Source organism: Celeribacter ethanolicus (assembly GCF_001550095.1).
GTDB classification, from domain to species: Bacteria; Pseudomonadota; Alphaproteobacteria; order Rhodobacterales; family Rhodobacteraceae; genus Celeribacter; species Celeribacter ethanolicus.
On record NZ_LRUC01000033.1, the window covers coordinates 37,598 to 62,399 of the forward strand.

General features: G+C 62.3%; 28 protein-coding genes. 11 read left to right on the forward strand and 17 right to left on the reverse strand.

The window, feature by feature from the left end:
• Positions 1 to 111: 111 nt before the first annotated feature.
• Genes NH195_RS21795 through NH195_RS12415 form a run of 6 tightly spaced genes read left to right on the forward strand, consistent with a single transcriptional unit; the run spans position 112 to position 5,565 of the window.
• Entirely contained in the window at positions 112 to 237 is a 126-nt protein-coding gene (locus NH195_RS21795) for a hypothetical protein (RefSeq protein ID WP_255446355.1), read from the forward strand.
• A gap of 16 nt (positions 238 to 253) precedes the next feature.
• On the forward strand, positions 254 to 640 hold the full coding sequence (locus NH195_RS12395; RefSeq protein WP_010139853.1) for a DUF302 domain-containing protein: 387 nt from the start codon (positions 254 to 256) through the stop codon (positions 638 to 640).
• Position 641: 1 nt separating this feature from the next.
• Positions 642 to 1,313, forward strand: coding sequence for a TVP38/TMEM64 family protein (locus NH195_RS12400; RefSeq protein WP_018001745.1), 672 nt, complete (start codon positions 642 to 644; stop codon positions 1,311 to 1,313).
• The gene (locus NH195_RS12405; protein WP_010139851.1) at positions 1,313 to 2,665 is read left to right on the forward strand and encodes an APC family permease; all 1,353 of its coding nucleotides are present in this window, start codon (positions 1,313 to 1,315) and stop codon (positions 2,663 to 2,665) included. Before NH195_RS12400 ends, NH195_RS12405 begins: the two co-directional genes overlap by 1 nt.
• 49 nt (positions 2,666 to 2,714) lie before the next feature.
• The gene (locus NH195_RS12410; protein ID WP_066707454.1) at positions 2,715 to 5,048 is read left to right on the forward strand and encodes a heavy metal translocating P-type ATPase; all 2,334 of its coding nucleotides are present in this window, start codon (positions 2,715 to 2,717) and stop codon (positions 5,046 to 5,048) included.
• A gap of 31 nt (positions 5,049 to 5,079) precedes the next feature.
• The gene (locus NH195_RS12415) at positions 5,080 to 5,565 is read left to right on the forward strand and encodes a DUF411 domain-containing protein (protein ID WP_036745186.1); all 486 of its coding nucleotides are present in this window, start codon (positions 5,080 to 5,082) and stop codon (positions 5,563 to 5,565) included.
• 35 nt (positions 5,566 to 5,600) lie between these two features.
• On the opposite strand, the gene NH195_RS12420 is transcribed toward NH195_RS12415, so the two are convergent.
• From NH195_RS12420 to NH195_RS12485, 14 genes are read right to left on the reverse strand one after another with little or no spacing between them, the layout of a single operon-like run.
• Complete coding sequence (locus tag NH195_RS12420; protein ID WP_066707455.1) at positions 5,601 to 6,626, reverse strand: TrbL/VirB6 family protein; 1,026 nt, start codon at positions 6,624 to 6,626, stop codon at positions 5,601 to 5,603.
• Positions 6,626 to 7,045: a hypothetical protein gene (locus NH195_RS12425; RefSeq protein ID WP_066707457.1), complete on the reverse strand. Its 420-nt coding sequence runs from the start codon at positions 7,043 to 7,045 to the stop codon at positions 6,626 to 6,628. The genes NH195_RS12420 and NH195_RS12425 overlap by 1 nt, the downstream gene beginning before the upstream one ends.
• A gap of 16 nt (positions 7,046 to 7,061) precedes the next feature.
• Positions 7,062 to 8,096: an ATPase, T2SS/T4P/T4SS family gene (locus tag NH195_RS12430; protein WP_066707459.1), complete on the reverse strand. Its 1,035-nt coding sequence runs from the start codon at positions 8,094 to 8,096 to the stop codon at positions 7,062 to 7,064.
• Position 8,097: 1 nt separating this feature from the next.
• A complete protein-coding gene (locus tag NH195_RS12435; protein WP_066707461.1) occupies positions 8,098 to 9,423 on the reverse strand; it encodes a TraB/TrbI/VirB10 family type IV secretion system protein in 1,326 nt (441 codons plus the stop codon).
• The gene (locus NH195_RS12440; protein ID WP_155846172.1) at positions 9,420 to 10,121 is read right to left on the reverse strand and encodes a TrbG/VirB9 family P-type conjugative transfer protein; all 702 of its coding nucleotides are present in this window, start codon (positions 10,119 to 10,121) and stop codon (positions 9,420 to 9,422) included. The genes NH195_RS12435 and NH195_RS12440 overlap by 4 nt, the downstream gene beginning before the upstream one ends.
• On the reverse strand, positions 10,118 to 10,765 hold the full coding sequence (locus NH195_RS12445; protein ID WP_066707562.1) for a VirB8 family type IV secretion system protein: 648 nt from the start codon (positions 10,763 to 10,765) through the stop codon (positions 10,118 to 10,120). Before NH195_RS12445 ends, NH195_RS12440 begins: the two co-directional genes overlap by 4 nt.
• Positions 10,766 to 10,779: 14 nt before the next feature.
• Positions 10,780 to 11,577 carry a type IV secretion system protein gene (locus NH195_RS12450; protein ID WP_066707463.1) on the reverse strand — a complete coding sequence of 266 codons (798 nt, stop codon included), beginning with the start codon at positions 11,575 to 11,577 and terminating at the stop codon, positions 10,780 to 10,782.
• Positions 11,574 to 12,737: a lytic transglycosylase domain-containing protein gene (locus NH195_RS12455; RefSeq protein ID WP_066707466.1), complete on the reverse strand. Its 1,164-nt coding sequence runs from the start codon at positions 12,735 to 12,737 to the stop codon at positions 11,574 to 11,576. The genes NH195_RS12450 and NH195_RS12455 overlap by 4 nt, the downstream gene beginning before the upstream one ends.
• Before the next feature lie 4 nt (positions 12,738 to 12,741).
• Positions 12,742 to 12,957, reverse strand: a complete 216-nt coding sequence (locus NH195_RS12460) for a hypothetical protein (protein WP_066707469.1) — start codon at positions 12,955 to 12,957, stop codon at positions 12,742 to 12,744.
• The gene (locus NH195_RS12465) at positions 12,954 to 15,338 is read right to left on the reverse strand and encodes a VirB4 family type IV secretion/conjugal transfer ATPase (RefSeq protein WP_066707474.1); all 2,385 of its coding nucleotides are present in this window, start codon (positions 15,336 to 15,338) and stop codon (positions 12,954 to 12,956) included. Before NH195_RS12465 ends, NH195_RS12460 begins: the two co-directional genes overlap by 4 nt.
• Positions 15,328 to 15,606, reverse strand: coding sequence for a VirB3 family type IV secretion system protein (locus tag NH195_RS12470; protein ID WP_009574151.1), 279 nt, complete (start codon positions 15,604 to 15,606; stop codon positions 15,328 to 15,330). Before NH195_RS12470 ends, NH195_RS12465 begins: the two co-directional genes overlap by 11 nt.
• 21 nt (positions 15,607 to 15,627) lie before the next feature.
• Positions 15,628 to 15,942 carry a TrbC/VirB2 family protein gene (locus NH195_RS12475; RefSeq protein WP_009574150.1) on the reverse strand — a complete coding sequence of 105 codons (315 nt, stop codon included), beginning with the start codon at positions 15,940 to 15,942 and terminating at the stop codon, positions 15,628 to 15,630.
• On the reverse strand, positions 15,939 to 16,622 hold the full coding sequence (locus NH195_RS12480) for a lytic transglycosylase domain-containing protein (protein ID WP_043872336.1): 684 nt from the start codon (positions 16,620 to 16,622) through the stop codon (positions 15,939 to 15,941). Before NH195_RS12480 ends, NH195_RS12475 begins: the two co-directional genes overlap by 4 nt.
• Complete coding sequence (locus tag NH195_RS12485) at positions 16,579 to 16,905, reverse strand: hypothetical protein (protein WP_009574148.1); 327 nt, start codon at positions 16,903 to 16,905, stop codon at positions 16,579 to 16,581. The genes NH195_RS12480 and NH195_RS12485 overlap by 44 nt, the downstream gene beginning before the upstream one ends.
• Positions 16,906 to 17,219: 314 nt before the next feature.
• On the opposite strand from NH195_RS12485, the gene NH195_RS21535 reads away from it, so the two are divergent.
• Complete coding sequence (locus NH195_RS21535) at positions 17,220 to 17,378, forward strand: hypothetical protein (protein WP_169747690.1); 159 nt, start codon at positions 17,220 to 17,222, stop codon at positions 17,376 to 17,378.
• 167 nt (positions 17,379 to 17,545) lie between these two features.
• On the opposite strand, the gene NH195_RS21475 is transcribed toward NH195_RS21535, so the two are convergent.
• The gene (locus NH195_RS21475) at positions 17,546 to 17,716 is read right to left on the reverse strand and encodes a hypothetical protein (RefSeq protein ID WP_162265874.1); all 171 of its coding nucleotides are present in this window, start codon (positions 17,714 to 17,716) and stop codon (positions 17,546 to 17,548) included.
• A 525-nt stretch (positions 17,717 to 18,241) separates the two neighbouring features.
• On the opposite strand from NH195_RS21475, the gene NH195_RS12500 reads away from it, so the two are divergent.
• From NH195_RS12500 to NH195_RS21690, 4 genes are read left to right on the forward strand one after another with little or no spacing between them, the layout of a single operon-like run.
• Positions 18,242 to 19,642, forward strand: coding sequence for a TolC family protein (locus NH195_RS12500; RefSeq protein ID WP_043872337.1), 1,401 nt, complete (start codon positions 18,242 to 18,244; stop codon positions 19,640 to 19,642).
• A complete protein-coding gene (locus NH195_RS12505) occupies positions 19,639 to 21,006 on the forward strand; it encodes a multicopper oxidase family protein (protein ID WP_074646437.1) in 1,368 nt (455 codons plus the stop codon). Before NH195_RS12500 ends, NH195_RS12505 begins: the two co-directional genes overlap by 4 nt.
• A gap of 26 nt (positions 21,007 to 21,032) precedes the next feature.
• Positions 21,033 to 21,509: a cupredoxin domain-containing protein gene (locus tag NH195_RS21685; protein WP_009574143.1), complete on the forward strand. Its 477-nt coding sequence runs from the start codon at positions 21,033 to 21,035 to the stop codon at positions 21,507 to 21,509.
• A 23-nt stretch (positions 21,510 to 21,532) separates the two neighbouring features.
• Positions 21,533 to 21,820, forward strand: a complete 288-nt coding sequence (locus tag NH195_RS21690) for a copper-binding protein (protein ID WP_009574142.1) — start codon at positions 21,533 to 21,535, stop codon at positions 21,818 to 21,820.
• A 55-nt stretch (positions 21,821 to 21,875) separates the two neighbouring features.
• Here NH195_RS21690 and cueR read toward each other — a convergent pair whose 3' ends face one another.
• Together cueR and NH195_RS12525 are read right to left on the reverse strand one after the other, a co-directional pair.
• On the reverse strand, positions 21,876 to 22,280 hold the full coding sequence (gene cueR, locus NH195_RS12520) for a Cu(I)-responsive transcriptional regulator (protein ID WP_009573646.1): 405 nt from the start codon (positions 22,278 to 22,280) through the stop codon (positions 21,876 to 21,878).
• Positions 22,281 to 22,292: 12 nt separating this feature from the next.
• Positions 22,293 to 24,797 (reverse strand): heavy metal translocating P-type ATPase, encoded by a 2,505-nt coding sequence (locus NH195_RS12525; protein WP_040402909.1) that lies wholly within the window; start codon positions 24,795 to 24,797, stop codon positions 22,293 to 22,295.
• Positions 24,798 to 24,802: the final 5 nt, after the last annotated feature.

Below are 24,802 nucleotides of genomic sequence, written 5' to 3' on the forward strand. Positions count from 1 at the left end.
TCGCTTCGAGCGCCCCGACGTCCCGATTGCTGCGTTGGCGCGCTCCACAACCTTCTCGCGAGATCCGCAGAGACGGGCCTCTCGCAGCCCGGAAAACAGGAGGACGACATCATGAACTGGAACGACATGGGCGCCGGAATGAGTTGGGGTATGGGGTTTGGCTGGCTGTTCGGCCTGCTGATCCTTGTGCTGCTGGTTTTGGCCATAGCAGCGCTGATCAAATATCTTCGGAAATAGGAGAAAGGATTTCGCGATGACCTACACAATCAATCGCATGATCCCCGACGCAAGTATCGACGACGTCGACGCTCGGGCGCGAGAGGCGCTGGCGGATCACGGTTTTGGCGTTCTGACCGAGATCGACGTCAAGGCGACTATGAAAAAGAAGCTCGACGTCGACATGCCGGCCTATCGCATCCTCGGCGCCTGTAACCCGAAGATGGCCTGGCAGGCCATCGGGATCGAGCCGCGGGTGGGCGCAATGCTGCCCTGCAACGTCATCCTGCGGGAGGTCGAGGGCGGCGTGGAGGTCGGCGCCATCGACCCGGTCGCGTCCATGCAGGCCATCGAGAACGCCGAGCTGCACGCCGTTGCAGGCCAGGTCCGCGACCTGCTGGCGAAGGCCGTCGCGGCGGTTTGAGATGAGCCTACGCGCCGGCATTCTCACTGGTCTGGCGATCCTCGGGATCGTCCTGCTCGGGGTGTGGTTCATCGCGCCTTCGGCCCTTGCCGAGGTCCGGGACTGGTTCGAGCCCGAGCGACTGGAGGCGCTGGTCGCGCGCGCGGGTCTCTGGGGGCCGATGCTGGTCGTCACGCTCATGACAATCGCGGTCGTGGCCAGCCCGATCCCGAGCGCACCGATCGCGCTGGCGGCGGGTGCGGCCTACGGACATGTCTGGGGCACGGTTCAGGTCGTGATCGGCGCCGAGCTTGGCGCGTTGATCGCCTTCGGCCTTGCGCGGGTTCTGGGGCACGACGTGGTCCGCCGCGTCTTCGGGGACAGGATCGATGCCGGGCTTCTGGGGTCCCAGACCGCCCTGACGGCGACGGTGTTCGCCAGCCGTCTCATGCCCTTCGTGTCCTTCGACATGATCAGCTACGCCGCCGGGCTCAGCCGCCTGCATGCCTGGCGCTTCGCACTGGCGACACTGGCCGGCATCATCCCGGCGAGCTTCCTGCTGGCGCATTTCGGCGGCGAGGCGGTGAGCGGTGACCTTGGCCGGGCCACATGGGCGGTCCTCGGTCTCGGCCTCGTGACCGGGCTGCCGCTGATCTGGGCCGCGACGCGAGGGAAGGCAGAAAGGAAGAAGTGATGGCCCAGCAGTATCAGAAGAACAGCCTGTCGCTCTTCGACACAGTGGCAATGGGAACCGGCGTGATGATCGGAGCGGGCATTCTCGCACTGACCGGGCAGATTGCAGAACTTGCGGGTCCCTTGTTCCCCCTTGCCTTCGTCGCTGGCGCCGTGGTGACGGGATTCAGCGCCTATACCTACGTCAAGATGTCCAACGCCTGGCCGTCTGCGGGCGGGATCGGGATGATCCTGACCAAGGCCTACGGTCCGACGACGGTCGCGGCCGGTGCCGCGCTGCTGATGGCGCTGTCGATGGTCATCAACGAAAGCCTCGTGGCGCGGACATTTGCGACCTACCTCCTGCGGGGGCTCGATCTGAAGCCCGAGGGCTGGCTGGTCCCTGCCATCGGCGTGGGCCTCATCGTCTTCGCCTACCTCGTGAATGCGGCAGGCAACCGCTCCGTGGGTCTTCTGTCGCAGCTCATGGCGGTCCTCAAGGTGGGCGGCATCGCGGCCTTCGGCATTGCCGCGCTCTGGGCCGGCGGCTTCTCTTTCGAGGCGGCGGAAGGCGCGGATGGCGGTGCGGTTGCGGGCTTCCTTGCCTCGGTGGCGCTCGCGATCCTGGCCTTCAAGGGCTTCACGACGATCACCAACAGCGGCGCCGAGGTCACCGACCCGCACCGCAACGTCGGGCGAGCGATCATCATATCCATCGCGATCTGTGTCGTCGTCTACCTTCTCGTCGCCTTCGCCGTCGGCGCCAGCCTGCCGCTCGATCGGATCGTGGCGGCAAAGGACTACGCGCTCGCCGAAGCGGCCGAGCCCGCCCTCGGGCGGATCGGCTTCTACCTGACAGTCGCGCTCGCACTGGTCGCGACCGCCTCGGGCGTGATCGCCAGCATCTTCGCTGTGTCGCGGATGCTGGCCATGCTGACCGACATGAAGCTGATCCCGCACAGCCATTTCGGTATGCCGGGCACGATCCGCGACCATACGCTCGTCTATACGGTGGTGATCGCCAGCGCGCTGACGATCTTCTTCGACCTCAGCCGGATCGCCTCGCTTGGCGCCTTTTTCTACCTCGTGATGGACATCCTGATCCACTGGGGTGTCTGGCGGACTCTGCGGGAGGAGATCGGCGCGCATGGATGGGTCCTGCTGACGGCGATCGGACTGGACGCGGTGGTCCTTGCGGCCTTCGCCGCGCTCAAATGGCAGAGCGACCCGCTGATCGTCGTCATCGCGATCGCCGGCATGACCGCCGTTTTCCTGTTCGAGCGCATCTTCCTCGCGCTCAACCCGCCATCGCACGAACCGGCGCATGGCAGCCACCATTCCGCACAAGAAGAAAGACACGAGCCCACCTCTTGACCTTCCAACGACTGGAGGCCGCACACCGGGACAGAAAGGACATCAATCCATGGCCAACCATCATCACCATCACGCTACCTCCGACACCAAAACCGGCGCAAAGACCGCGACCGACCCAGTCTGCGGGATGCAGGTCGAGATCAAGGAGGGCGCGCGGACGCGCGACTACGGCGGCGAGACGTTCCACTTCTGCTCCGCCGGGTGCCAGGAGAAGTTCGACGCCGATCCGTACTTCTACGCCTCCGGCAACGCGAAGAAGGCCGGACAGAAGGCCCAGCCCGGCACGCAATACACCTGCCCGATGCACCCCGAGATCGTGCGTGACGAGCCGGGGAGCTGCCCGATCTGCGGCATGGCGCTGGAACCCATGGTGCCTTCGGACGAACCGAGTCACGAGCTCGTCGATTTCACGCGACGCATGTGGATCTCGGCGGCGGCGGCGGTGCCGCTCATCATCATCACCATGGGCGAACTCGTCGGGCTAGACGTGCGTGGGTGGATGGGGCACCGCCTCTCGGTCTATGCTGAGTTCGTGCTGGCGACCCCGGTGATCCTCTGGGCCGCGCTGCCGTTCTTCCGGCGCGGGATCGACTCGATCCGCAATGTCTCGCCGAACATGTGGACGCTGATCTCGCTCGGCGTCGGCGCGGCCTATCTCTACTCGCTGGTCGCGACCTTCGCGCCGGGCGTGTTCCCGGCCGAATACCGGATGGGCCACGGCGTCGGTACGTACTACGAGGCGGCCGTTGTCATCGTGGCGCTTATCTTCGTCGGTCAGGTGCTGGAGCTACGCGCGCGGGAGCGGACGGGCGACGCGATCCGCGCGCTTCTGGACCTCGCGCCCAAGACCGCGCGGCGCATTTTGGCAGACGGGTCGGAATACGACGCACCGCTCGAGAACATCGTCGAGGGCGACCTTCTGAGGGTCCGGCCCGGAGACAGCGTGCCGGTGGACGGCGAGGTGGTCGAGGGCCGGTCGTCGGTCGACGAGAGCATGATCACGGGCGAACCGGTCCCGGTGGAGAAAGTCGAGGGCGACCGCGTCACCGGCGGCACGATCAACAAGAACGGCACGCTGGCGGTGCGCGCGACGCAGGTGGGCGCTGACACGGTGCTGTCGCAGATCGTAGAGATGGTCGCCGGGGCGCGGCGGTCGCGGGCGCCGATCCAGGGACTCGCGGACAAGGTCTCCTCGGTTTTCGTGCCGACCGTCGTTGTGATAGCCATCATCGCCTTCGGCGTCTGGCTCTGGGCCGGGCCCGAACCGGCGCTGGCCTTCGCGATCGCCTCGGCCGTTTCGGTCCTGATCATCGCCTGCCCCTGCGCACTGGGGCTCGCCACGCCGATCTCCATCACCACGGCCGCCGGCCGGGGCGCGCAGGCGGGCGTCTTGATCAAGGATGCCGAGGCGCTGGAACGCATGGCGCGGGTCGATACGGTGATCGTCGACAAGACCGGCACGTTGACCGAGGGCAAGCCGCGACTGACCGATGTGGTGGCGCTTCATGGCGACGAGGCGGAGGTACTCGGCCTTGCCGCTGCGCTCGAGCGCGGGTCGGAGCATCCGCTCGCCGAAGCGATCGTGGCCGGGGCGAAGGACCGCAGCCTGTCGCTCGAGACTGCGGAGGACTTCGAGGCGGTCACCGGCAAAGGGGTCCACGGCACTGTCGGGGGACGCAGGGTCGCGCTCGGCAATGCGGCGATGATGACCGATCTCGGGCTGTCGACGGACGAGGCCGAGGCAGAGGCCGACACGCTGCGCGCGGACGGCAAGACAGCGATGTTCGTCGCCGTGGATGGCACGCTCGCCGGGATCGTCGCCGTGGCGGACCCGATCAAGGAGACGACCGAAGCGGCGATCCGCGATCTGCACGCGCTGGGTCTCACCGTCATCATGGCCACCGGCGACAACCGGCGAACGGCCGAGGCGGTGGCCTCAAAGCTCGGCATCGACGAGGTCCGCGCCGGCGTCCTGCCGGAGGACAAGCAGAAGCTGGTCGAGGAACTGCGCGCCAAGGGCAAGTCGGTCGCCATGGCCGGTGATGGCGTGAACGACGCTCCTGCGCTCGCGGCCGCGGACGTCGGCATCGCCATGAGCACCGGCGCCGACGTGGCCGTGGAAAGTGCCGGGATCACGCTCATGCGCGGCGATCTCGTGGGGCTTGTCCGCGCGCGGAAACTGGCCGTCGCGACGCTCAGGAACATCAAGCAGAACCTGTTCTTCGCCTTCGTCTACAACGCCGCAGGCGTGCCCGTCGCCGCGGGGGTGCTCTATCCCCTGACCGGCCTCCTGCTCTCGCCGATGATCGCGGCGGCGGCGATGAGCCTCTCGTCGGTCTCGGTCATCACCAATGCGCTGCGGCTCAGGCGGATCGACCTCTGAGCGCACCTGACTTCAACCCATGGAGAACGACATGACACAAGACACCCTCACCCGACGCGGCCTGCTGATCGGCAGCGCGGCCCTTCTTGCAGGGCTCCCCCAACTGTCGCTGGCGCAATCCGGAGGACCGTCGATACACGTCCTGAAGGACCCGAATTGCGGCTGCTGCTCGGCCTGGATCGAGATCCTGGAGGGTGATGGCTTCACCGTCACGACCGAGGCGAGCATGGGCACGATGCTGATGCGCTACAAGTCCGACAATGGCATCCCGCAAGAGATGGTCTCCTGTCACACCGGCCAAGTCGAGGGCTACATGATCGAGGGCCATGTGCCGGCCGCTGATATCCGGCGGCTGCTGGCCGAGCGTCCCAGCGCCGTGGGTCTGGCCGTTCCGGGCATGCCCTACGGTTCCCCCGGCATGGGGCCGGAGAGCGAACGCGAGGCTTACGACGTGTTCCTCATCCTTCATGACGGCAGCACCGAGGTGTACACGCGCTACGAGGCAGCAGGTCTCTAGCTGGATCATCAGCCGTTGCTCAGTCGCGCTGTGCTTCACCGCCCCAGCCTTTTCGCCCTCTCGGCCATCCTGACCACCTGCGCGCTCGCCGTCGTCGCAGCGCTCCGCACGACGGCGGGTGTTTTCACCGCCCCGCGCCCAATCGCCTCACCCGTCGTCAGCGTCCCGATCCGCGCCCTGCCCTTCACGCCGTCGGTATTGAAGATCCCCCGCATGATCCCGGTCGATCCGGCGACAACGGCGGGCGCGGCTGCCACCATCAAGTTGCCCGAGATCCCCCGCACGATCAGGGGCGTTGCGGCGACGAAGCCCTTGGCCAGGAACACCATCACGAAGAACGGCACCAGTGATCCGATGTTGGTTGCCGAGTTCGGATCACCGAGTTGGGCGAGCAGAGAATTCGCCATGCCGACGACGGTAGAGAACATTGCTGCGATTACGATGGGGTAGAAGGCATAGCTGACTGTCGTCGAGACCCATCTGTGGAAGAAATCTTTGGTCGCGTCAAAGAGCGACAGTGCGATCATGATCGGAGCGAGGCCGAGCATGAGTGTCAGCATCATCTTGGCGAATATGAGGACGATGCCGGTCATGAAGCCGAGAAGGCTGAGGAGCACCAGACCAATGCCGCCGAGGATCGCTCCGGTCATCCAGTTGAGGTTGTTGCCGATAGCGTTAAGGTATTGGCTGAACTCTGTAATCAGTCGGTCGAATTCGGCTGCGAAATAGGTAGCGCCCGCCCCGCCGCCCCCGACTGATGAAATCAGGGCTCCAGCAACATAGTCGAGCCCACCAATGACTGCATTTGCGACAGCGTTGAAGTTGGCCCAGTTGAAAGCGAAGACTCCTATCAGCATCAGCTTGATCAGGTACCAGAAGAAACTTGCCCCATCCATGCTGCGGAACTGGAATGCCATGTTGATGCAGACGCCGATCAGCGAAAGCGTGACCATCAGCAGGACGATCGTGCCGGTATTGCTCGCCACGGCCCCGAACTGGGACTCGGCCGCATCGGCCAGGAAGCCGTCGGCGGTTCCAACCATCCAGCTGACGATGCTCATTACCAGTTGCCTTGCGCTTCGCAGATATCCTGGACGGCGCGGGCGATCTGGTTCTGTTCGTTGCGGAGGGCCAATTGGGCTTGAGTATGCTCCGCTTGGGTGTTGCTCGCGAACTGTTCCTCGTACTCGCTCGAAGCGGCATCCCAAGACGGGAAGCGCACATCACAGCCGCAATCGCCACTTTCGTTGATCGTCTCCCATGACCGCAACTCGTAGAGACGCATCAACGTCAGCGCCTTGTAAGCTTCACGCGGATTGATTTCGTCCATCCAGGTCGGTCGCGCCGGACGATCGTTGCAGATCCGGTATTGTTGAGGCGACATATCGACTGTGAGATCGTTTGAAACCTGAGGCGAAGTCTGCGCCACAAGGGGGCCCGCCAAGGCGGCAAGCATGAGTGCGAGAATTGGTTTTCGCATCTGGGGGGTTCCTTTTTTACTCAGCGGCAACGGAGGGGCTCTTGTTGCCTCTGCCGTCGACCGTGTCGAGGTTCAAATCTGTGGTTTGACCCGGGAGAAAGAACTCGGTGATCCCGCGCGCGCCTTCATGGCGGCCTGCCTGAATGATCACGTCGATCGAGCCCTCAATGTAATCGATCATGTCGGCATAGGTCATCGGCACATCGGTTTTCAGGGCGGCGATGGCGAGGCGGCGAACAGCAAGTTGTGGGGTCTCGGCATGCAGCGTGGTCAGCGATCCACCGTGGCCGGTGTTGATTGCCTCGAGAAACGTCATCGCCTCGCGCCCGCGGACTTCGCCTAGGACGATCCGGTCAGGTCTCATGCGAAGCGTTGAGGCCAAGAGCACATCGGCACTGCGAGCATCCGTGTCCCGGTCCGCGATCAACGTCACGACATTGGGCTGCTCGGGGCGCAGCTCGGCCGCCTCCTCGATGGTGATGATCCGCTCTTCGGGCGGGATCAGCGAAAGGATCTTGCGCGCCGCGACCGTCTTGCCGGTCGATGTACCGCCCGAGACGATCATGTTGAGCTTGTTCTCGACGCAAAACCGCAGCGCGGCGTCGATGTCGCCGGACCTCACCACATCGCGCAGCGCGGCGTTCCGTTCCCGGCGCAGACCCTCAAGGCTGCGTTCCTTGCCGAAAAGGAATCCGAGTTTGATCTTCTCAAGCGGCAGGGAGGAGAAGAACCTAAGAGAAATCGAGAAACCGCCCTCGACTGCCGGCGGCTGGATCACCTGCGCGCGGATCGGGCGATCTCGATATAGGATCGAGACCGAGACAATGGGCTTCTTCGTGCTGAGCGTCGTCGAGGCGGCGGAGGCGATCTGGTTGCCGAGGTCCTTGATCTCGGTCTGGCTCAGCGGGCTGCCGAGACCTCGCATGAAGTGATCGCCCTGGAATTCGCCCCAGACTTGTCCGTCGGGATTGATGCAGATCTCGATCGTGTCGTCGCGCAGGACCTCGGGGCCGAAACGGTCGAGCGACGCTTCCAGATAACTTGCAGCCATGTCAGAAAATCTCGAGGTCACGATCGACCATGACCGTGATCCGTGTACCCTGATCGACATGTATCACTGGCCGGATCGCCAGATAGTCCTGCATCACGCTTTGCGTGCTATCGCGCAGGTCGGTGCCGACATCACTCGCAACATCGGCCGCCGCCTCGCTGTCGATTTGACCCGCTGCAGCCGCAGGCAAGGCGCCGATCAAGGAGATCAGCGCGGCGGAGCCGAAGCGTTGCACGAAACGGGTGTCGACAAACCCGGTGGTGCCAGTACGGCCGAGTTCGTCTCCACCGAAGGCGCTGATCTGCACGGTCTGATTATCGGGCAAGATGATCCGGTCCCATGCCACCATGACGCGCGATTGGGCGAGTGCGACATCGGAGCGGTAGCGCCCGATCAGCCGCGCGCCGCGCGGGATCAGGATACGCGTTCCATCGAAAGAATGGACGTCTTCCGAGACGATGGCGCGGATCGCGCCGGGCAGTGTGCTGTCGAGAGCCGTCTCTGTCACAGCCTGAATCATGGTGCCCTGAACAACCGTGTTCGATGGGTTCGCGATCACTTCGGCACGTGTCACCTGCGCAGGTTGTGCGCCCGAACGAACAAAGGCTTCATCTGCATTCAAACGTGCGGCTTCCAGCGTGTTCTCCCTATCCGCACCCGCGCCCATCCCGGAGAACGCGATCATAGGAGACGCGATACGCTCTGCGCGGGCCTCGGCTTCGGCTGCGCGCCGCCTTTCGAGTTCGGCCAGCCGCAATTCTTCTTCACTTGGTCCCAATGAGGTCGGCTCTGGTGGTGCAAGCCGTGCAAGTTCCAAGTCCATGCGGAGCTGATCCAATTCGCGATCCCGCTCGGTCAGCTGCCGCTCGAGGGCACGCTGAGCCTCGGCGGATGCTTCCTGTAAGGTGGCAATTTGCGCCGTCAGGTCCGCAATCGCCTGCTCCGCCCCGCTATCTGCGGCCTCGGCCGGTCTTGCGCGCAGGTCCTCGAGTTCCGCTCTCAATGTCGCAAGACTTTCCATCAGCGCGAGTTCCGAATCGCTCGGACCAGTGTCAGCAGGCGGGGCTTGGCTGGGCTCCGGGGCAGAAATCGGCGCCAGATCTCCGAATCCGGGGCCGCTGGTCTGGAACTCCTCCGGCGCGGCGGTCGCCATTGGTGCTTCTGCTGACGGCTGCAGGGCAGCCCATGCCAGACCGCCTGCTGCCGCGATGCCGACGACCCCAAGGATCGCGGCAAGCGGCGCAGGCCGCTTGCTTGCCTTCGCTTTGCCTGTCGAGCCTTCGAGAGCCGCGAGGCGCGCGGCGAGGTCTTCCGTACCTTCGGTCATGATGTGGCCTGTCCTGCGTCCTGGACGCAAACCACCTCTTCGCCAAGGCGAAGGACCCATTGTCGGTCGACGCCGGACACGCGGATGACGCCGTCACTCAAGGCCTGGCTGTTCACCGCGCGTTCCCTGCCGTTCGAATATCGGAAGATGGCGGGCACCGGCGCATTCCGTGCGAACCGGAAATACGTGAAGGTACCATCATCCCAGATGGCCGTCGGCGTGAACTCTTCTCGGGCACTGACCGCATAGTTCGCGTTCGGCGCATCGGCCGCAACCGCCCTGGTGGGTTGCACGCGGTTTTCAGGGTAGCGGAACTGCACGACATAATGCGGCGTCTCCCGGGCTTCGACGACATGGAAGTAGTAGGAGCGGCGGTTGGTGTAGACGGTGATGTTGGTGGCGACGCCAGATACTGTCGGCTTGATGGCGAAGGCACGGCCACCCGGGACACCGTCGAATTGAAACCCGACCGTATCGCCGGCGATGATCGAGCGGATGGTTTCACCCTCACCGAATTCGACTGTGGTGACGCGGGTCAGAGTCGTGACGACACGGTAAACCTGGCCCTCAGTCCAGGTCGCCACGCGCACACGATTGTCGTGCGAGCCTGGGCGGGGGGTGGTCTCGGCCAAGGCAGTTGTTCCCGCGAACGCGAGAATGCTGGCGGCCAACAGCGTAGAGATTAGAGTGCGAGTCATTCGGAACGGTCCGATCGGATGGCATATTGGGTAACGGTGAAACCGAAAGGGTTTTGCCAGACATCGTCGATCGCGCGGGTCCGCTCCGGCCGGAACTCGAACATCAACGTGGCAGTGAACGATCCATCCTGTACCCCTTGCGGGCTTGTCAGGCGCTTTCTGAGCCGCACTTGGGCGCGGTTATCGCCAATAAGGGTGATCGATGCGATCTCGACAGCCATCTCGGCCGCAGGCCCGTATCGCGTCGGCGGATAGTTCTCCTGACCCGATGTCCACATCGCGCGCATGCTGGCCTCGGCCGACCCGGAAGACTGTGCGAGGACACGGCGGACACGAAGGTCGTTGTCGAGCTGGTTGTAGGTCTCGCGGTCAAAAATGTAGCGGTAGATTTGCGCTTCGATCACGGCAGGCCGTTCGGCGAGCGACACGGTTTCAACCGTGGCATTGGGGAGCGCCATCCCGGTCGCGGGATCGTAGGGCACAACCACGGGAGGCGGCGTCTCGACCATCAGCGCGACAGCTGCAGCCGTCAAACAGCCGAATACACCAAAGCCTGCTCCAGAAATGCCGATCATCCGCCAAAGCTGTTCCCGGCGCAGGGCACCGTAGACAAGTTCCTCTTCCACGAGCTCGCGCGCAGTCATCACCCCTGCCCCACTCATGGCTCAAGATCCGGCAAGGTGAAGTCCATGTAGCGGCGTTCTTCGGCAACCATGGCGGCGTCGACCACGCCTACATTGCCTGCGCCTAGGGTTTGGATCGCTTCCAGCTCCCACATCCGGGTCATGGCGATGGCGAGTTCCGCCGTGACGCGTGTGTTATGATCCATCGAGGCTTTGAGATCCTCCATGTCGGGGATCATCTCGACCAGACGTTCCACCCGTTCGAGAGACTGTTCCGCCTCTGCGTGGCTGTTCTGCGCCGCCGCCGACATCACAGCACCTGTGGTGGCCCGCGTGGCCACGCCTTCGGCGCCCGGATTGCCGCTGGTGGCGATTTCGCGGAGTGAATCCTCGTCGAACCCGGCGCTTGCCAGCGCCTGTTCCATCTGCGTGCGCATGGGCCCGGCATTGGGCCCGATGAGCGCGCTCCAATCGCCCGCCTGGATGCCTCGGATCAGGCCGGGGATGTCTTCGAAGTTGGCCTCAAGCAAGGTATCGAGGTCCCCGCCCATGGCAAGTCCGAGGATGCTGCGCGGCCCGGTGAGCGAGGCATACATCTCGTTCAGCTGATCGAGTTGGCTTTGCAGCATGTCCAGTTGCTCCAACGCATTGTCCAGAAGATCGGTCTGGATCCCGAAATCCTGCAGCATCTGTTGAAGCTGGCGGATTTCCTGAGCAATGTTCTGAGTGTCCACCGTGGGCACACCCTGTGCCGCGACAGGTCCGGTGACATTGAGGGCAAGCGCGAGAGCGATGCTCCCGGCGAAAAGGGAACGGGGCAGGCGCAGGTTCAACGCAAATCCTCCTGACTGAAATCCATGTATTGCCGTTCGGCAGCTTGCGCTGCCGCCAAGGCGATCTGCTCGGCGCTGAGTGGCTCGGTTCGGGCGGCCTTGATCCGGGTCCGGATTGCGACCAGCCGGGCCAGTTCGGCCCGGGCATAGGTGTTGAGCGCGATGGCCTCGTGGAGATCCTCGGTCTCACCAATGCGGGTGATGATGTCCTGAACCCGCAGGGCGGCGGCACGGACCGAGACCAGCGAATAGTCGCCATAGACCCCTGCGCCGTGGGCCGAGAGGCTGAAACTCGCGTTGGCGAGGAGCACAGGGTCGATGGTGCCGAGCGCATCGATGCCGCCTACGGCCGCGAGGTAGCTGTTGTACTGCTGCGGGATCACCACGACATAATGCTGGGTTTCCGTGAAGGGTGGCACACCGCCATAATCCTGCACATTGCCCGGCCCGGCGTTATAGGCGGCGAGCGCATGGATAATGTTGCCATCGAACATGTTCAGCATTTGTGCGAGGTATCGCGCACCGCCGGTGACCTGCAGATAGGGATCGTCGTAATAGGCCGGGTAGATCCCGAGATCGCCCGCGGTGCCGGGCATGATCTGGGTAAGTCCGAAGGCCCCCACGGGTGAGCGTGCCCCGATCTGGAAACGGCTTTCCTGCCAGATCAGCGCCTGCAAGAGACAGCGCCATTGCACGAGCGAAAGGCCCGCACGGGCGACCCCGGACAGACTATGGGTGTCGCGTGCTGCGCGGATGATCAGCTCCTCGATCCCCTCCCTGGCATCGCCGAACATCCGCGCTGCCGCTGGATTGGTGTCCTCGGGCGCATAAAGACTGGCGGCCGCGCTTTCGACGTCTACCGCCCCCTGCCCCGCCTCGAGCCCCGCCACGGTTCCGGCCACGTCTCCAGCGCCAAGCGACATCGCATCCATCAGCGACTCAAAGGAGGCGAGTTGCTGGCGCTCGATTTCGGCCAGTTCCTCCTCGCGGCTTAGCCGGTCCTGCTGCAATGCCAGGTCCCGATCGGTCTGCTCAAGGATGGCCTGCCGCTCTGCGAAGAGGCGCAGGTCGAAGGTCGGCACGCCCTGGGCGACCGCTGGCCCCGCCGTGGGACCTGCCAGCGCAAAGCCGATCATCGAGAGAGGAAGCCAGGTCCGCATTGGTTCAGCCACCCGCCCCCAAGAGGACGAAATCGCAGGCCGTTTCGCGGCGCGTGACCTCCGCCCCCATGGTCGAGATCGTGGCGGTGGCGGTTCCTGCCTGCGCAGGAGCCCCGCGAAAACTGAAGCAGTTGGCTTGCGGGGCGTTATGCTGCGCACAGGCTGTCAGCGTCAGGCCGAGCCCGAGCAGCACGACGCTGCGAATGATGGTACGGGTCATGTCACTCTCCAGAAATCAGGACGTTCGCGATAATCGGCGCCGACAAGCGCTTCGCCCTTCTCCATTCCGCCAAGGATGGTCACGAGCGAGCCGAGCGCGCTGAGATCGGCATCGATCACGACGGAACCACGGTCGTCGCGTACAAGCGCGAGCCGCGAGGCCGAGCCGACGCCCAGAAGCACGTCGAGCTCTTTCTCGGTCAGGCCGAGCATCGCGTAGTCAGCGGCGGAAGCACGAATGTTGGGCAAGAGCACCTGAGTCGGCACCGCTTCCACGATGGTCTTGCCGGTGCGCGTGCGCTCGAGCTGGCTGGCATATTGGGTCATCATCACGACGACGGCGTTCTGCTTGCGGGCGGTCACCAGCCAGTTTGAGAGCCGCTCTGCGAAGTAGGCGTTGTCGAGGGCTTTCCATGCCTCGTCGATGACGATGATGGTGGGCTTGCGGTCCTCGATCACCCGTTCGACCCGACGGAAGAGGTAGGACAGGACTGCCATGCGTTCCCGCTCGCTCTCGGAATCGAGGATGCCGGTGAGGTCAAAGCCCGCGACGTCACCGTCGATGCTGAAACTGTCCTCGGCATTGGCCCCGAAGATCCAGCCGTAGCGACCCTCGGCCGTCCATTCCTGCATACGCTCGAAGAGATCGCCTTCGTCATCGGTCGAGACCAGCAGCGAGGCGAAATCCGACCAGTTCCGCAGCCCCGCATGTCCTGCGCTCGCGTTCTGGCGCACGACTTCCTGCAGTCGGTTGGTCTGAACCGGGGTCAGCGGTCGATCGCGGCGCTCGAGGACGCTTGCAAGCCAGTCGGCAAGCCAGGCCTGCCCGCGGGCGTCGATCTCGGTCTGGAGCGGATTGAGGCCCGTGGGGCGCCCCGCCCGCACGGTCGAATAGCTGCCGCCGAGCGCGCGGACGGCCATCTCCATGCCCGCGCGATAGTCGAAAACGAAGACCCGCGCACCTGCCCGCCGTGCCATGGTCATCAGGAAAGCCGCCAGGACGGATTTGCCGGAGCCGGGACGGCCGAGGATCAGCGTGTGCCCACCTGTGGGCTCGCGATCTGGCGCGCCCTGTTCGTGGAAGTTGAAGCGAAAACCACTGCGCTCGGGTGTCGGAAAGAGCGTGATCGGCACGCCCCAGGGGACTTCCCGCCCTGTCTTTCCGAGCGGGGTGCGGTGGAAGGTAGCGAGATCGGCGAAGTTGTGGTTCGTGATTGCGGCCTTGCGGCTGCGCGCCCCTGTGTTCCCGGGATGCTGCGCCATGAAATGCGCCCGCGCCCCGAAGGCTTCCGAGATCAGGTTGATCCCGGAAGTGGCGGAGATGTTGCGGATTTCGGCCGCGATGTCGTCAAGCGCCGTCTGGGTGCGGGCATAGACGGCCACGGTCATGTGGTGCTCGCCGAAGATCAGGCGTTTGGATTCCAGATCGTCCTGCGCGAGTTCCAGTTCCTGGGCGAGACTGACGGCTCCGTCATTGGCGGCCTGCATTAGCCGCAGCTGCCGCTTGATCCGGCCCGCCATGATGTTGGCGTTGATCGGCACAAAAGAGTGCGTGACCACCATGTCGACGGGCAGATTCAACTCGTCGAGCATCAGGCTATCGGTCTTGGCGGGGTAGTTCTTCACCGCAAAGATCGCCCCGTGCTTGTCGCCGACGGCACCGTCCGAGAGTGCGATGGTCGTGCCGCGGAAGGTGACGCGGGTATTGGCTACGTCCTCGGCGATCACACCGAGGCGCGACCGGGGGAAGAGCGGGTGCTCCTCGCCCGTGTTGAGTGAACCGAGGAAGCCCAGAAGCTCGCCGGTGCTTGCGGCCAGCAGGCGGGGCTTCAGCTCATCGAAGGAGGACAGCAGAAACCCCACAACCTCGTCGAGCTTGCGCAAGCGGCGGGTGGTGTCGGCCGCATGTCGCGAGCGAGACGCCCCAAGTCCGAATGGCAAGCGGCTGCCGGTCTCAGGTCGCTTCAGCACCGTCAGGGTCAGCGTCTTGTCGCGCAAACCCGCGCGGCCGAGATGCGCGTGCCATCGTTTGTCGACGGCGGCCGCAAACCCTTCGCCCGGAACGGGCGGCAGGGTCACGTCGACCGCTTTCGAGACCTTGTGCAAGTAGAATGAGAACTCGGTCCCGACCTGCGCCACGATGCCAGCCAGCAACCCTCCGATCCGGTCGAGATGCCCGTCCTCGCTCGTGGTGCTGTTCACCCCCTCGAGCCGGATGCATTGCATCAGCTCGTTGCCGCGTGTCCGGATCGTTCGGTCGTTCACGAGGCTCACATAAGGCAGCATCATTGAGAGCCGCTTCTCGCCCTTGACCCATGAGGGTAGCGCAGTCAGCGGATCGATGGCGTTCTCAACCTCATCGGCAAGTCCATCACGGGGCATAGCTGTCGCCTCCGTGCAGCTTGCGGTTCGTCGTGGGCGGGGTTTCCTGCAGGGTGATCACAAGGACATCGAGGAAGTTCGGATCCCAGTCTGCGGCCTTCCAGAGCGCCGGCCAGGCCAGCCCCGCGAACACAGCCACCACCCAGCTCTGCACCCAGAGGAACAGAAGCGTCGAGCCGAAGAGCCAGACCATGGCGTACATGATCGGCAAGCCCATCAGCTTGGGTGGCCTGAGAAGGCCGATGAACACGCGGGACTGGTCAGCCATGGCCAAGAACTCCGGGATTGCTCAGGTGGTCCAGATGGCGGCGACGATGGTGGGTGCTGCGGCGATGCCCGCGATTGCAACCACGACCCAAAGCGCCTGACGAAAGTCGAGGATGCCAAAGAGCCAGGAAAGAAACACACCGATCAGTGCGAGCGTGCCAATCACGATGCCCAAGGGACCGGTGATCGCATCGACAATGCCTTGAAGCAGGGTCTGTACCGGCGAGAGGTCGATGCTTTGCGCAAGCGCTGGACCCGCCAGCACGATAAGGGCCATCGCGCCGAACGCGGTGATCGCCCGCGTGCGGAGCACGCTTTGACGTTTTCTCGATGTCATGAAAGATCTCCTCTGAGCCGCTCAAACACGGCGGTCACACGGGCCACATGCCCTTGGGTTTCTCGAAAAGGGGGGATGCCGCCGTGGCGTGTGACCGCCTCAGGGCCAGCGTTGTACGCGGCAAGGGCCAGAGAACCCTCACCGAACTGGTCGAGCATCATCAGCAAGTAGCGGGCTGATCCGTCGAGGTTCTGCGCAATGTCATGTGGGTCCACGCCGAGGTCGCGGGCGGTATCCGGCATAAGCTGGCCAAGGCCTATGGCACCGACAGGGCTACGTGCAGCCGGATTGTATGCGCTCTCGACTTCGATATTGGCCCGGTAAAGGAGCGCCCAATCAGTGACTGAAAGCCCTGCGCGACGCAGCGCACCATGCCCGGCATACCGCAGAGCCGTGGTCTCGATCGCATGGAGGATTTCTGGGGTGGCGCGGGCGGCGGATCGAGCCGGGATCGCTGTCTCGCTCGTTGCGTCAGGAACGCGAGGTTCTGCGAAGAGAAAAAGGCGCCCGTTTGCCTCTTGAGAAGAGGAAATCAATTGGCCGTCTGGGCCAACCGAAAAGATGAAACCGTCGGCCAGGGCCGGGGGCGCGGAACAAACGCCTGTACCCAAAGCAACGACGAGCGCAGTCGCGCGGTCAGCTGCCTTTGACCGGAGGCGCGGCGTGGCGCTCGCGGCCACCTTCTTCAAGTGGGATGCTAGCGGTCGTACAGCCCATGTCGGCCAGGAAACTGACAAGGCCAACGATGGTTTTGAAGTCGCGGAGCTTGAGGACGCTTCGGCTGGTGACGAGCATCTTATCGTCACGCTCATCAGTGGCGACGGCGCGGATGACCCACGAGCCGTACCAGCTGTTATGGCGCTTCTCTGCTCTCTCCTTGCAGACCACCTCAATGAGGTAGCCCTCGGCGAGCAAGCCGCGCAGTCCGTCTTCTGTAACCACATTCGGGGCTTCTTCAATCATGGCCTTCCCTTGGGTCCTTGTTCTGCCTGGGTGCAGTATCAGGCCCACGGGGTCGCAACACCGTGAGCGATACAAAACAACATTAATGATAGCAAGACAATAATAACGTGTTGACGAAGTTCGCCTTGCTCCGATAACGGTGATAGCCGACAGAATGATAATCTTAAAGGCGGCAAAGGAGTTTTGCCCTGCGGCTGTTTATTGCGCGCAACGCACCGTTGCTGTTCGCGTTCCTGCTTGGAAGCATGCCGATAGCCGCGGCAGCAGATTGCGTACCTCCCGAACGACCGTTCTTGCCTCAGTCGCAAGACGACATGCGTGCCTACGCCGATCTGATCAGAAGCGATTTCGAGACCTACATTGCCGATGTGCAGGACTACTTTCGTTGTCTCGACGCCGAGCGCGCTCGCGCCTTTGTTGAGGCGAGGGAGGTCAGTGATGACTACGCCAGGTTCCTGAATGCTCTCGAGTAAGCGACTACGGGTTTGTGCCGCCAGTAGAAATCAACCGTTAGACCAACGCTCCGTCAGTCTCTAACGCAATGATGTTTTTCAAGCGGGCGATCATGTCGTCACCGCTTGCGACATCCGCGCTCGCACATTCATTGATCGATTAGGATTTCAGCAGTTTGTTCAGACTTCTACGAAGAATGTATGAAAAATTGGCCCACACGTTTTGGTGACTTGCCGACATTTTGTTTCAGCAATACAGCTTCAAAAATGATGTACAGGATTCGGGCCTTTTTTGGGATACTCCAGATTGCCTCCATATTGGTGGCAGTGACCCTGATGCCGTCCAATGCATCAGCCATGGTTTCGTGCTCTGTTGAACAACTCGCCCAGGAGTCTTCAAACGAGCGCCACCATCATGAAACGGACATTCCGGCTGCAGATATCGACCATGGAGCAGACCACTGTGCGTCACATATCTGCGTGGTCGGAGACTTCGTAGGTGCCGAAAGTTGCACAAAGCAGTCCGCTAATGTTTCCCTCCGGTCCTGGGATATTGCGTCCCTAGTCCGTTCGGCCACACCCGAAGGTTTGCGGCGCCCTCCTCGCGCCTGATGCACCTGTAGCCGCAGTTTGACTGCGACCATCTGCATCTGACATTTCGAGGAAATCTAAGTGAAAATTCTGCTTGCGGCATCCTTGCCGCTGTTCGGGGCCGCCTGCTCGGCGCTTCCTGAACTTGAAACCGTGCCAGCGCTTACGGCGGCGGTTACATCGCCTGTGGTCGCGTCTGCGCAACCCGGGCCTGTTGTTGCTTACGCGGGCTACTCGGTCGGAGAACCGGCCGAATGGCGGACGCTGAATGATGAACAACGGGAGGGTGGCGAATGAAACTGCCTCTTCTCATGGGGTCCATGTTGCTGGTGTCCGCCTGCGCCAGTCCTGCCGTTCTTGAGCGCGCAAAACCAGATCGCGCGGGCTTTGGCAGTGTCGAGACGGGTGCACGCCAGGCTCTAGGGGCCACACCGATCTGGAACCTGTCTGCCGCGGACCTTGAGGAAACGCGCAAGAGGGTTCACGCCATGGTGCATGGTAAGACCGTCAGCGCCGACACCGCAGTGCAGGTTGCCCTGATAAACAGTCCCGCACTTCAAGCCAGCTTCGCTGAGCTAGGTCTGTCCTCAACTGACTTATGGGAAGTGGCTATGGGGCCGGTGCCCTCGATCGGTGTGTCAATCTCCGGGTTGGCTGGCGATGTCACTCGCACACTTGAGGCAACATTAATCAACTCCCTGCTCGACGTGGCAACATCCGCACCGCGGACCCAACTTGCGGAGATTCGCTTCAGACAATCCGAACTTGCTGCGCTCGCCGACACGATAGACTTGGCCGTTGAAACCCGCCGGGCCTGGATTGAGGCGGTTGGCGCTTTCGAAGCCGCTGCACTGATCGCTCAAACTCAGGGCACTGCCGAGGCAGCGTCCGAACTTGCTGTGCAACTGGGCCGTACCGGCGCGATGAGCAAGGCCGATCAAGCAAGAGAGCATGCCTTTACTGCTGAGCTTGCCGCCGAACGTGCAGCCGCCCAATTGGAGGCGCAATTGGCCAAAGAAAAACTGCTTCGGCTGATGGGGCTTTGGGGTAGCGACACCACTGTATTCGTGCCGGACTCGCTGCCCGCCTTGCCTGGTGGCCCGCGCGTTGCAGGAAATATCGAACAGCTGGCACTGGCAAACCGCGTAGACCTGGCATCTGGAAAGCTGGAACTCGAGGCGCTCGCGCTGGACTACCGTCTGACCGGGCAAACCCGTATGGTCTCGGACGTCCAGTTGGTGGCTGGTTTCGACCTGGAACGTGCAGCCGGAGAAACCGAGGCCAATCCAGCGCTTGCTCTAGATTTCGAGATCCCGCTCTACGACACCGGTCCGCTGGTGTCGAAGCGTGGCCGCATGGCCTATCTGCAGGCAGCGAACAGGCTGGCCCAGCAGGCCGTCGATGCGCGTTCGGACGCACGCATGGCCTATAGGGCCATCACCGGTCGCCATAGCATCGCGCGGCATTGGCGCGACTCTGTTTTGCCTCTGCGACGCCAGATCGATGACGAAGCGCTGCTGTCCTACAACGGCATGCTGACCTCGACCTTTGAATTGATCGCTGATGCCCAGGAGGGGCTCGCTTCGCGCCTCTCTGCCGCAGAAGCGAAACGTGACTACTGGCTTGCCGAAACAGACGCGACCGCGGCGATTTGGGGCGGGGCAATTACTCTGACCGGAGGTAGCGAAGAATGATGAACCGTCGTCAATTACTGGGCGCGGGATTGACCGCGAGCGCTGGAGCTGTGCTGGCGAACGCCGGGGCCGCGCAAACACGCTTTCGCGATCTGCCCGAGGCCGCCTTTACCGACAGCCCCTATACACAAGTTCCCCCAAGGCCTTCGGATCGGTTCGACTACAACCCCGTTGTAACACTGAACGGATGGTCTTTGCCGTATCGCATGAACGGAGATGTAAAGGAGTTCCACCTCGTTGCAGAGCCTGTTGAAAGGATTATGGCGGACGGGATGATTGCGCGGCTCTGGGGCTACAATGGCCAATCCACCGGACCCACAATCGAAGCGGTCGAAGGCGAGCGGGTGCGTATTTACGTAACCAACCGTCTTCCGGAACATACCAGCGTGCATTGGCACGGACTGATCCTGCCATCGGGAATGGATGGAGTTGGTGGTTTGTCGCATCCCGGCATCCCGCCGGGTAAGACCTTCGTCTACGAGTTCGACCTCATCAAGTCCGGCACCTTCATGTACCACCCGCATGCGGACGAGATGGTACAGATGGCCATGGGCATGATGGGGCTCTTCATCGTGCATCCGCGCGACACGGCGTTCATGCCGGTGGACCGGGATTTCGCGTTCCTCCTTGCGGCCTATGACATCGACCCGGGGACCTACATCCCGCGCGTGGCCGAGATGACCAATTTCAACATGTGGACCTGGAACAGCCGGATCTTCCCGGACATCGATCCTCTGGTGGTCAACAAGGGGGACCGCGTCCGTGTGCGTTGTGGCAACCTGACGATGACCAACCACCCAATTCACATGCATGGCTATGACTTTCAGGTCACCTGTACTGACGGAGGCTGGGTGCCGGAAAGTGCCCGTTGGCCCGAGGTCTCGATCGACATTCCTGTAGGCGCCATGCGCGCCTACGAGTTCGACGCGATTCACGAAGGTGACTGGGCGATCCACTGCCACAAGTCGCACCACACCATGAATGCTATGGGCCACGACATCCCTACATTTATTGGCGCCGACAAGTCCCGCCTGACCCAAATGATCCGCCGCCAGCAGCCTGGCTACATGCCGATGGGCACGGCGGGTATGGCGGATATGGGCGAGATGTCGATGGAGATCCCCGAGAACACCGTGCCGATGATGACCGGATGGGGGCCGCATGGCCCATTGGAAATGGGTGGCATGTTTAGCGTGGTGAAGGTTCGCGAGGGCATCGACCGCGACGATTACAGCGATCCTGGCTGGTACGACAACCCGCCCGGAACACAGGCCTACGAATGGACGGGCGAGCTGCCCGAACATGCATACAACACCAGTCCGAAAACCGTGATCACGCCGCGCGGCGGCGTGCGGCAGGGCTGATGCCAGAGCACAGGAGAAACACGCTCATGAAAACTGCACTTTTGACATTGGGGCTGGCCCTGATTCCCGCCCTCGCAATTGCGGACGCCGGGCACGGCAACGGTCAAATGGCCATCGGCATGCCTGCGATGCATGGCCATGAACCCACGCGAACCATCGATGTGATAATGCGTGAGGACTACGACAAGGACGCACCGTTCGTCTTCGAACCCTCCTCGGAAATGACTTTTTCTGAGGGTGAAACCGTGCGCCTGCGCATCACGAACATGGGTGAGGAAACCCACGAGTTCGTGATGGATTCGATGGCACAAAACGCTGAACACAAAGAGCTGATGGCCAAGTTCCCTGAGATGGAACATGACGACCCTAACGCTGTGCGCCTTGAACCAGGTGAAGAGGCGGAGATCCTTTGGACTTTCAACAAGGCCGGCAACTTCGAATTCGCCTGCCTGCTGCCCGGCCACTATGAAGGCGGCATGCACGGCGCCCTTACTGTCAACTGATCTCAAATCAAAGGAAACCAATCATGACCAAATTTTTGACGCTCGCCGCTGCCCTTCTGATGACCGCTGGAACTGCAATTGCTGCTAGCGATAGTGCCATGTCCTCGGGCACGGTGACCAAGATCGATGCCAAGTGGAACAAGATTACTGTCGACCATGGCCCGCTGGAAAACCTCGACATGCCAGCAATGAAAATGGTCTTCGTTCTCGCCGATCCCGCGATGCTGGAAGGGCTGAGTGAAGGCGCACAGATCAACTTCGTTGCCGACCGTGTGAATGGCAAGCTGACTATTACAGAGCTGGTGCAGTAACTACAGGTCGCGCGCCCTGTCTCGCAGGGCGCGCGATTTCATTCGTCGTCGGAGATCATGAGAAAGTTGCGTCGTCTACGACAGAAAGATCCGCAAGAATTGGACAATCCGGTCGGTGATCGCCAGCACACTGGTGCACGAGAGACGAAAGAGTTTCTTTCATCGACATGAGTTTAGAGATCTTTTCATCAATCTGGCGCAGGTGCACCTCTGCGACGGCCTTTACCTGCGCACTTTCTCGATTGTCATCGTTATAGAGCGCCAAAAGCGTACGGCAGTCTTCGATTGTAAATCCCAAGGCTCGCGCTCGTCCGATGAATGCCAGCTTATGAAAATCGATCTCTCTGAAGCTTCGATACCCGTTTGCAGCGCGCAAAGGTGTTACTAGACCGATATCCTCATAGTAGCGAATGGTCTTGGCCGGCACTCCTGACCGCTCGGCAACATCACCAATGTTCATTTCTGCCTCCTCTCACTCGGCCGGGACGGGGGCGAAGTCCTCCACCCGCCCAGACTCTTGGCGCTCGTCCATCGCCGGTCTTACGCGCCGCAGCCGCAAGGCGTTCGTCAAGACAAAGACCGAGCTAAGTGCCATCGCACCGGCAGCGACGACCGGTGACAGCAGCACGGCGAAACTCGGATAAAGCGCTCCGGCGGCCAAGGGTATCAAAGCCACATTGTAACCAAAGGCCCAACCAAGGTTCTGTTTGATGTTTCGCATGGTGTGTCGCGAGATCTCGAAAGCGTTCACAACGCCGCGAAGATCACCGGACATCAATACGACATCTGCGCTTTCGATCGCCACATCCGTGCCAGTGCCGATGGCGATGCCAACATCCGCGTGGGCGAGCGCGGGTGCATCGTTGATGCCATCGCCAACAAAGGCCAATGTGCCCTGCTGGCGCAGATTTTCCAGTGCCGCCACCTTGCCGTCGGGCAAGACCCCCGCGATCACGTGGTCGATACCAGTCTCTTCGGCAATTGCTTCTGCCGTTTCGCGTTTGTCGCCGGTAATCATTGCCACCTTCAAACCCAGACTGTGCAGTGCGGCAATCGCGGCTCGGCTCGAGGGTTTGACCGGATCGGCGACGCCAATCGCAGCCACCGCCTTGCCATTGATTGCGGCGAAGAGTGCGGTGCGACCTTGCCGTGCGAGCATAGTTTCAGCCTCTGCGAGTTCACCAAGATCGATCCCTTCGCGCTGCATCATTCGGTCAGCTCCGACAACAACCTCGGCCCCGTCAACGATGGCGCGCACGCCATACCCTGTAATCGAAGTAAACGCGCTCGGTTCCGACAGTCTGATGTTTTCCGCCTGCGCGCCGCGCACGATAGCTTCGGCGATCGGGTGTTCTGATCTGGCTTCGACCGATGCGACTGCCGCAAGAACGGTGCAGCGCTCGGCTCCTTCCGCCAGCACAAGGTCGGTCAGCGCGGGACGTCCGGCGGTGACGGTGCCGGTCTTGTCCAGAGCGACAACCTTGACGTCCCCCAATGCTTGCAGAGCATCCCCCTTGCGGAACAACACGCCCATTTCAGCAGCGCGACCGGTCCCGACCATGATCGACGTCGGCGTCGCCAGTCCCATCGCGCAGGGACAAGCAATGATGAGAACTGAGACACCCGCGACCAGCGCATAGGTGAGGGCGGGATCAGGGCCGAATATTAGCCAGACAAGGATCGTCAAGGCGGCGAGGGTCATCACAGCGGGGACGAACCAAAGCGTGATCCGATCCACCAACCCTTGAATGGGGAGCTTGGCGCCCTGCGCATCTTCGACCATGCGGATGATTTGGGACAACGTGGTATCCGCACCAACACGCGTTGCTTTATAGGTCAGACTGCCCGCGCCATTGACCGTACCGCCCGTGACAGGATCACCAGCCGACTTGCCGACCGGCACGGGTTCCCCGGTGATCATGCTTTCATCGACATGGCTTTCGCCGTCCACAACCTCACCGTCCACGGCGAGTCGTTCTCCGGGGCGCACAACAATCAGATCTCCGGTGCGCAAGGCATCGATCTCGACCTCGACCGCATCGCCGTCACGCAAAATACGCGCCGTACGAGCCTGTAGGCCGAGCAGCTTCTCGATTGCAGCCCCTGTTCGCCCTTTCGCTCGCGCTTCGAGCCAGCGCCCGATCAGGATCAGGACCACGATGACCGCGGCGGCCTCGAAGTAGACAGCGCGGACGGCCTCGGGCATCAGCGACGGGAAGAACGTTGCGACAACTGAATAAAGATAAGCTGCGCCTGTGCCGACGGCGACCAGACTGTTCATGTCTGGAGCACCTTTCAGCAAGGCCGGAAACCCTTTCAGATAGAACTGTCGGCCGGGCCCAATGAGCACAGCCGTTGTGAGGATGAACTGGATCAACCAGCTGGCCTGCTGTCCTATGGTATTGTTGATCGCCATATGCACGGCCGGGATCAGGTGCCCGCCCATTTCCATCAGGAAAACCGGCAAAGCGAGTGCTGCGGCCAGTGCCACCCGGCGTGCCAACCCGCGCGCTTCCTCTTCTTTTCGCGAAGTGCGATCCTGTGTTGCCGTGGCCTCGGCCACGCTGGCTGGATATCCGGCTTGCTCGGATGCACGGATGAGGGCCACAGGGTCGGTCATGCCCTCAAGATATGTGATGCGCGCATTTTCCGCCGCAAGATTAACGTTGACCTCCAACACGCCGGGAACCAAGGCAAGTGCCTTGTCGACGCGCCCGACACAAGAAGCACATGACATGGACGCGATGTTCAGCGTCACGGATGCCGTTCGCGCTGGATACCCGAGATCTTTCAGGGCTTGGACCGCATCTTGCAGGTGGGGCGAACCATCCACGCTGAAACGCGCCGTCTCGTTCGCGAGGTTCACCGAGACATCGGATATTCCCCTCAACGCGGCTAGGCCCCGATCCACGCGCCCTACGCATGAGGCGCAAGACATTCCTTCAATCGAGAGCGTCACTTTGGATTGATCTGTCATTTCAG

Bases quoted from the DNA above. Each gene is read 5' to 3' on its own strand.
- NH195_RS21795 (WP_255446355.1), top strand. From the start codon at position 112: ATGAACTGGAACGACATGGGCGCCGGAATGAGTTGGGGTATGGGGTTT.
- NH195_RS12395 (WP_010139853.1), top strand. From the start codon at position 254: ATGACCTACACAATCAATCGCATGATCCCCGACGCAAGTATCGACGAC.
- NH195_RS12400 (WP_018001745.1), top strand. From the start codon at position 642: ATGAGCCTACGCGCCGGCATTCTCACTGGTCTGGCGATCCTCGGGATC.
- NH195_RS12405 (WP_010139851.1), top strand. From the start codon at position 1,313: ATGGCCCAGCAGTATCAGAAGAACAGCCTGTCGCTCTTCGACACAGTG.
- NH195_RS12410 (WP_066707454.1), top strand. From the start codon at position 2,715: ATGGCCAACCATCATCACCATCACGCTACCTCCGACACCAAAACCGGC.
- NH195_RS12415 (WP_036745186.1), top strand. From the start codon at position 5,080: ATGACACAAGACACCCTCACCCGACGCGGCCTGCTGATCGGCAGCGCG.
- NH195_RS12420 (WP_066707455.1), bottom strand. From the start codon at position 6,626: ATGAGCATCGTCAGCTGGATGGTTGGAACCGCCGACGGCTTCCTGGCC.
- NH195_RS12425 (WP_066707457.1), bottom strand. From the start codon at position 7,045: ATGCGAAAACCAATTCTCGCACTCATGCTTGCCGCCTTGGCGGGCCCC.
- NH195_RS12430 (WP_066707459.1), bottom strand. From the start codon at position 8,096: ATGGCTGCAAGTTATCTGGAAGCGTCGCTCGACCGTTTCGGCCCCGAG.
- NH195_RS12435 (WP_066707461.1), bottom strand. From the start codon at position 9,423: ATGACCGAAGGTACGGAAGACCTCGCCGCGCGCCTCGCGGCTCTCGAA.
- NH195_RS12440 (WP_155846172.1), bottom strand. From the start codon at position 10,121: ATGACTCGCACTCTAATCTCTACGCTGTTGGCCGCCAGCATTCTCGCG.
- NH195_RS12445 (WP_066707562.1), bottom strand. From the start codon at position 10,765: ATGACTGCGCGCGAGCTCGTGGAAGAGGAACTTGTCTACGGTGCCCTG.
- NH195_RS12455 (WP_066707466.1), bottom strand. From the start codon at position 12,737: ATGCGGACCTGGCTTCCTCTCTCGATGATCGGCTTTGCGCTGGCAGGT.
- NH195_RS12460 (WP_066707469.1), bottom strand. From the start codon at position 12,957: ATGACCCGTACCATCATTCGCAGCGTCGTGCTGCTCGGGCTCGGCCTG.
- NH195_RS12465 (WP_066707474.1), bottom strand. From the start codon at position 15,338: ATGCCCCGTGATGGACTTGCCGATGAGGTTGAGAACGCCATCGATCCG.
- NH195_RS12470 (WP_009574151.1), bottom strand. From the start codon at position 15,606: ATGGCTGACCAGTCCCGCGTGTTCATCGGCCTTCTCAGGCCACCCAAG.
- NH195_RS12475 (WP_009574150.1), bottom strand. From the start codon at position 15,942: ATGACATCGAGAAAACGTCAAAGCGTGCTCCGCACGCGGGCGATCACC.
- NH195_RS12485 (WP_009574148.1), bottom strand. From the start codon at position 16,905: ATGATTGAAGAAGCCCCGAATGTGGTTACAGAAGACGGACTGCGCGGC.
- NH195_RS21535 (WP_169747690.1), top strand. From the start codon at position 17,220: ATGCGTGCCTACGCCGATCTGATCAGAAGCGATTTCGAGACCTACATT.
- NH195_RS21475 (WP_162265874.1), bottom strand. From the start codon at position 17,716: ATGGCTGATGCATTGGACGGCATCAGGGTCACTGCCACCAATATGGAG.
- NH195_RS12500 (WP_043872337.1), top strand. From the start codon at position 18,242: ATGAAACTGCCTCTTCTCATGGGGTCCATGTTGCTGGTGTCCGCCTGC.
- NH195_RS12505 (WP_074646437.1), top strand. From the start codon at position 19,639: ATGATGAACCGTCGTCAATTACTGGGCGCGGGATTGACCGCGAGCGCT.
- NH195_RS21685 (WP_009574143.1), top strand. From the start codon at position 21,033: ATGAAAACTGCACTTTTGACATTGGGGCTGGCCCTGATTCCCGCCCTC.
- NH195_RS21690 (WP_009574142.1), top strand. From the start codon at position 21,533: ATGACCAAATTTTTGACGCTCGCCGCTGCCCTTCTGATGACCGCTGGA.
- cueR (WP_009573646.1), bottom strand. From the start codon at position 22,280: ATGAACATTGGTGATGTTGCCGAGCGGTCAGGAGTGCCGGCCAAGACC.
- NH195_RS12525 (WP_040402909.1), bottom strand. From the start codon at position 24,797: ATGACAGATCAATCCAAAGTGACGCTCTCGATTGAAGGAATGTCTTGC.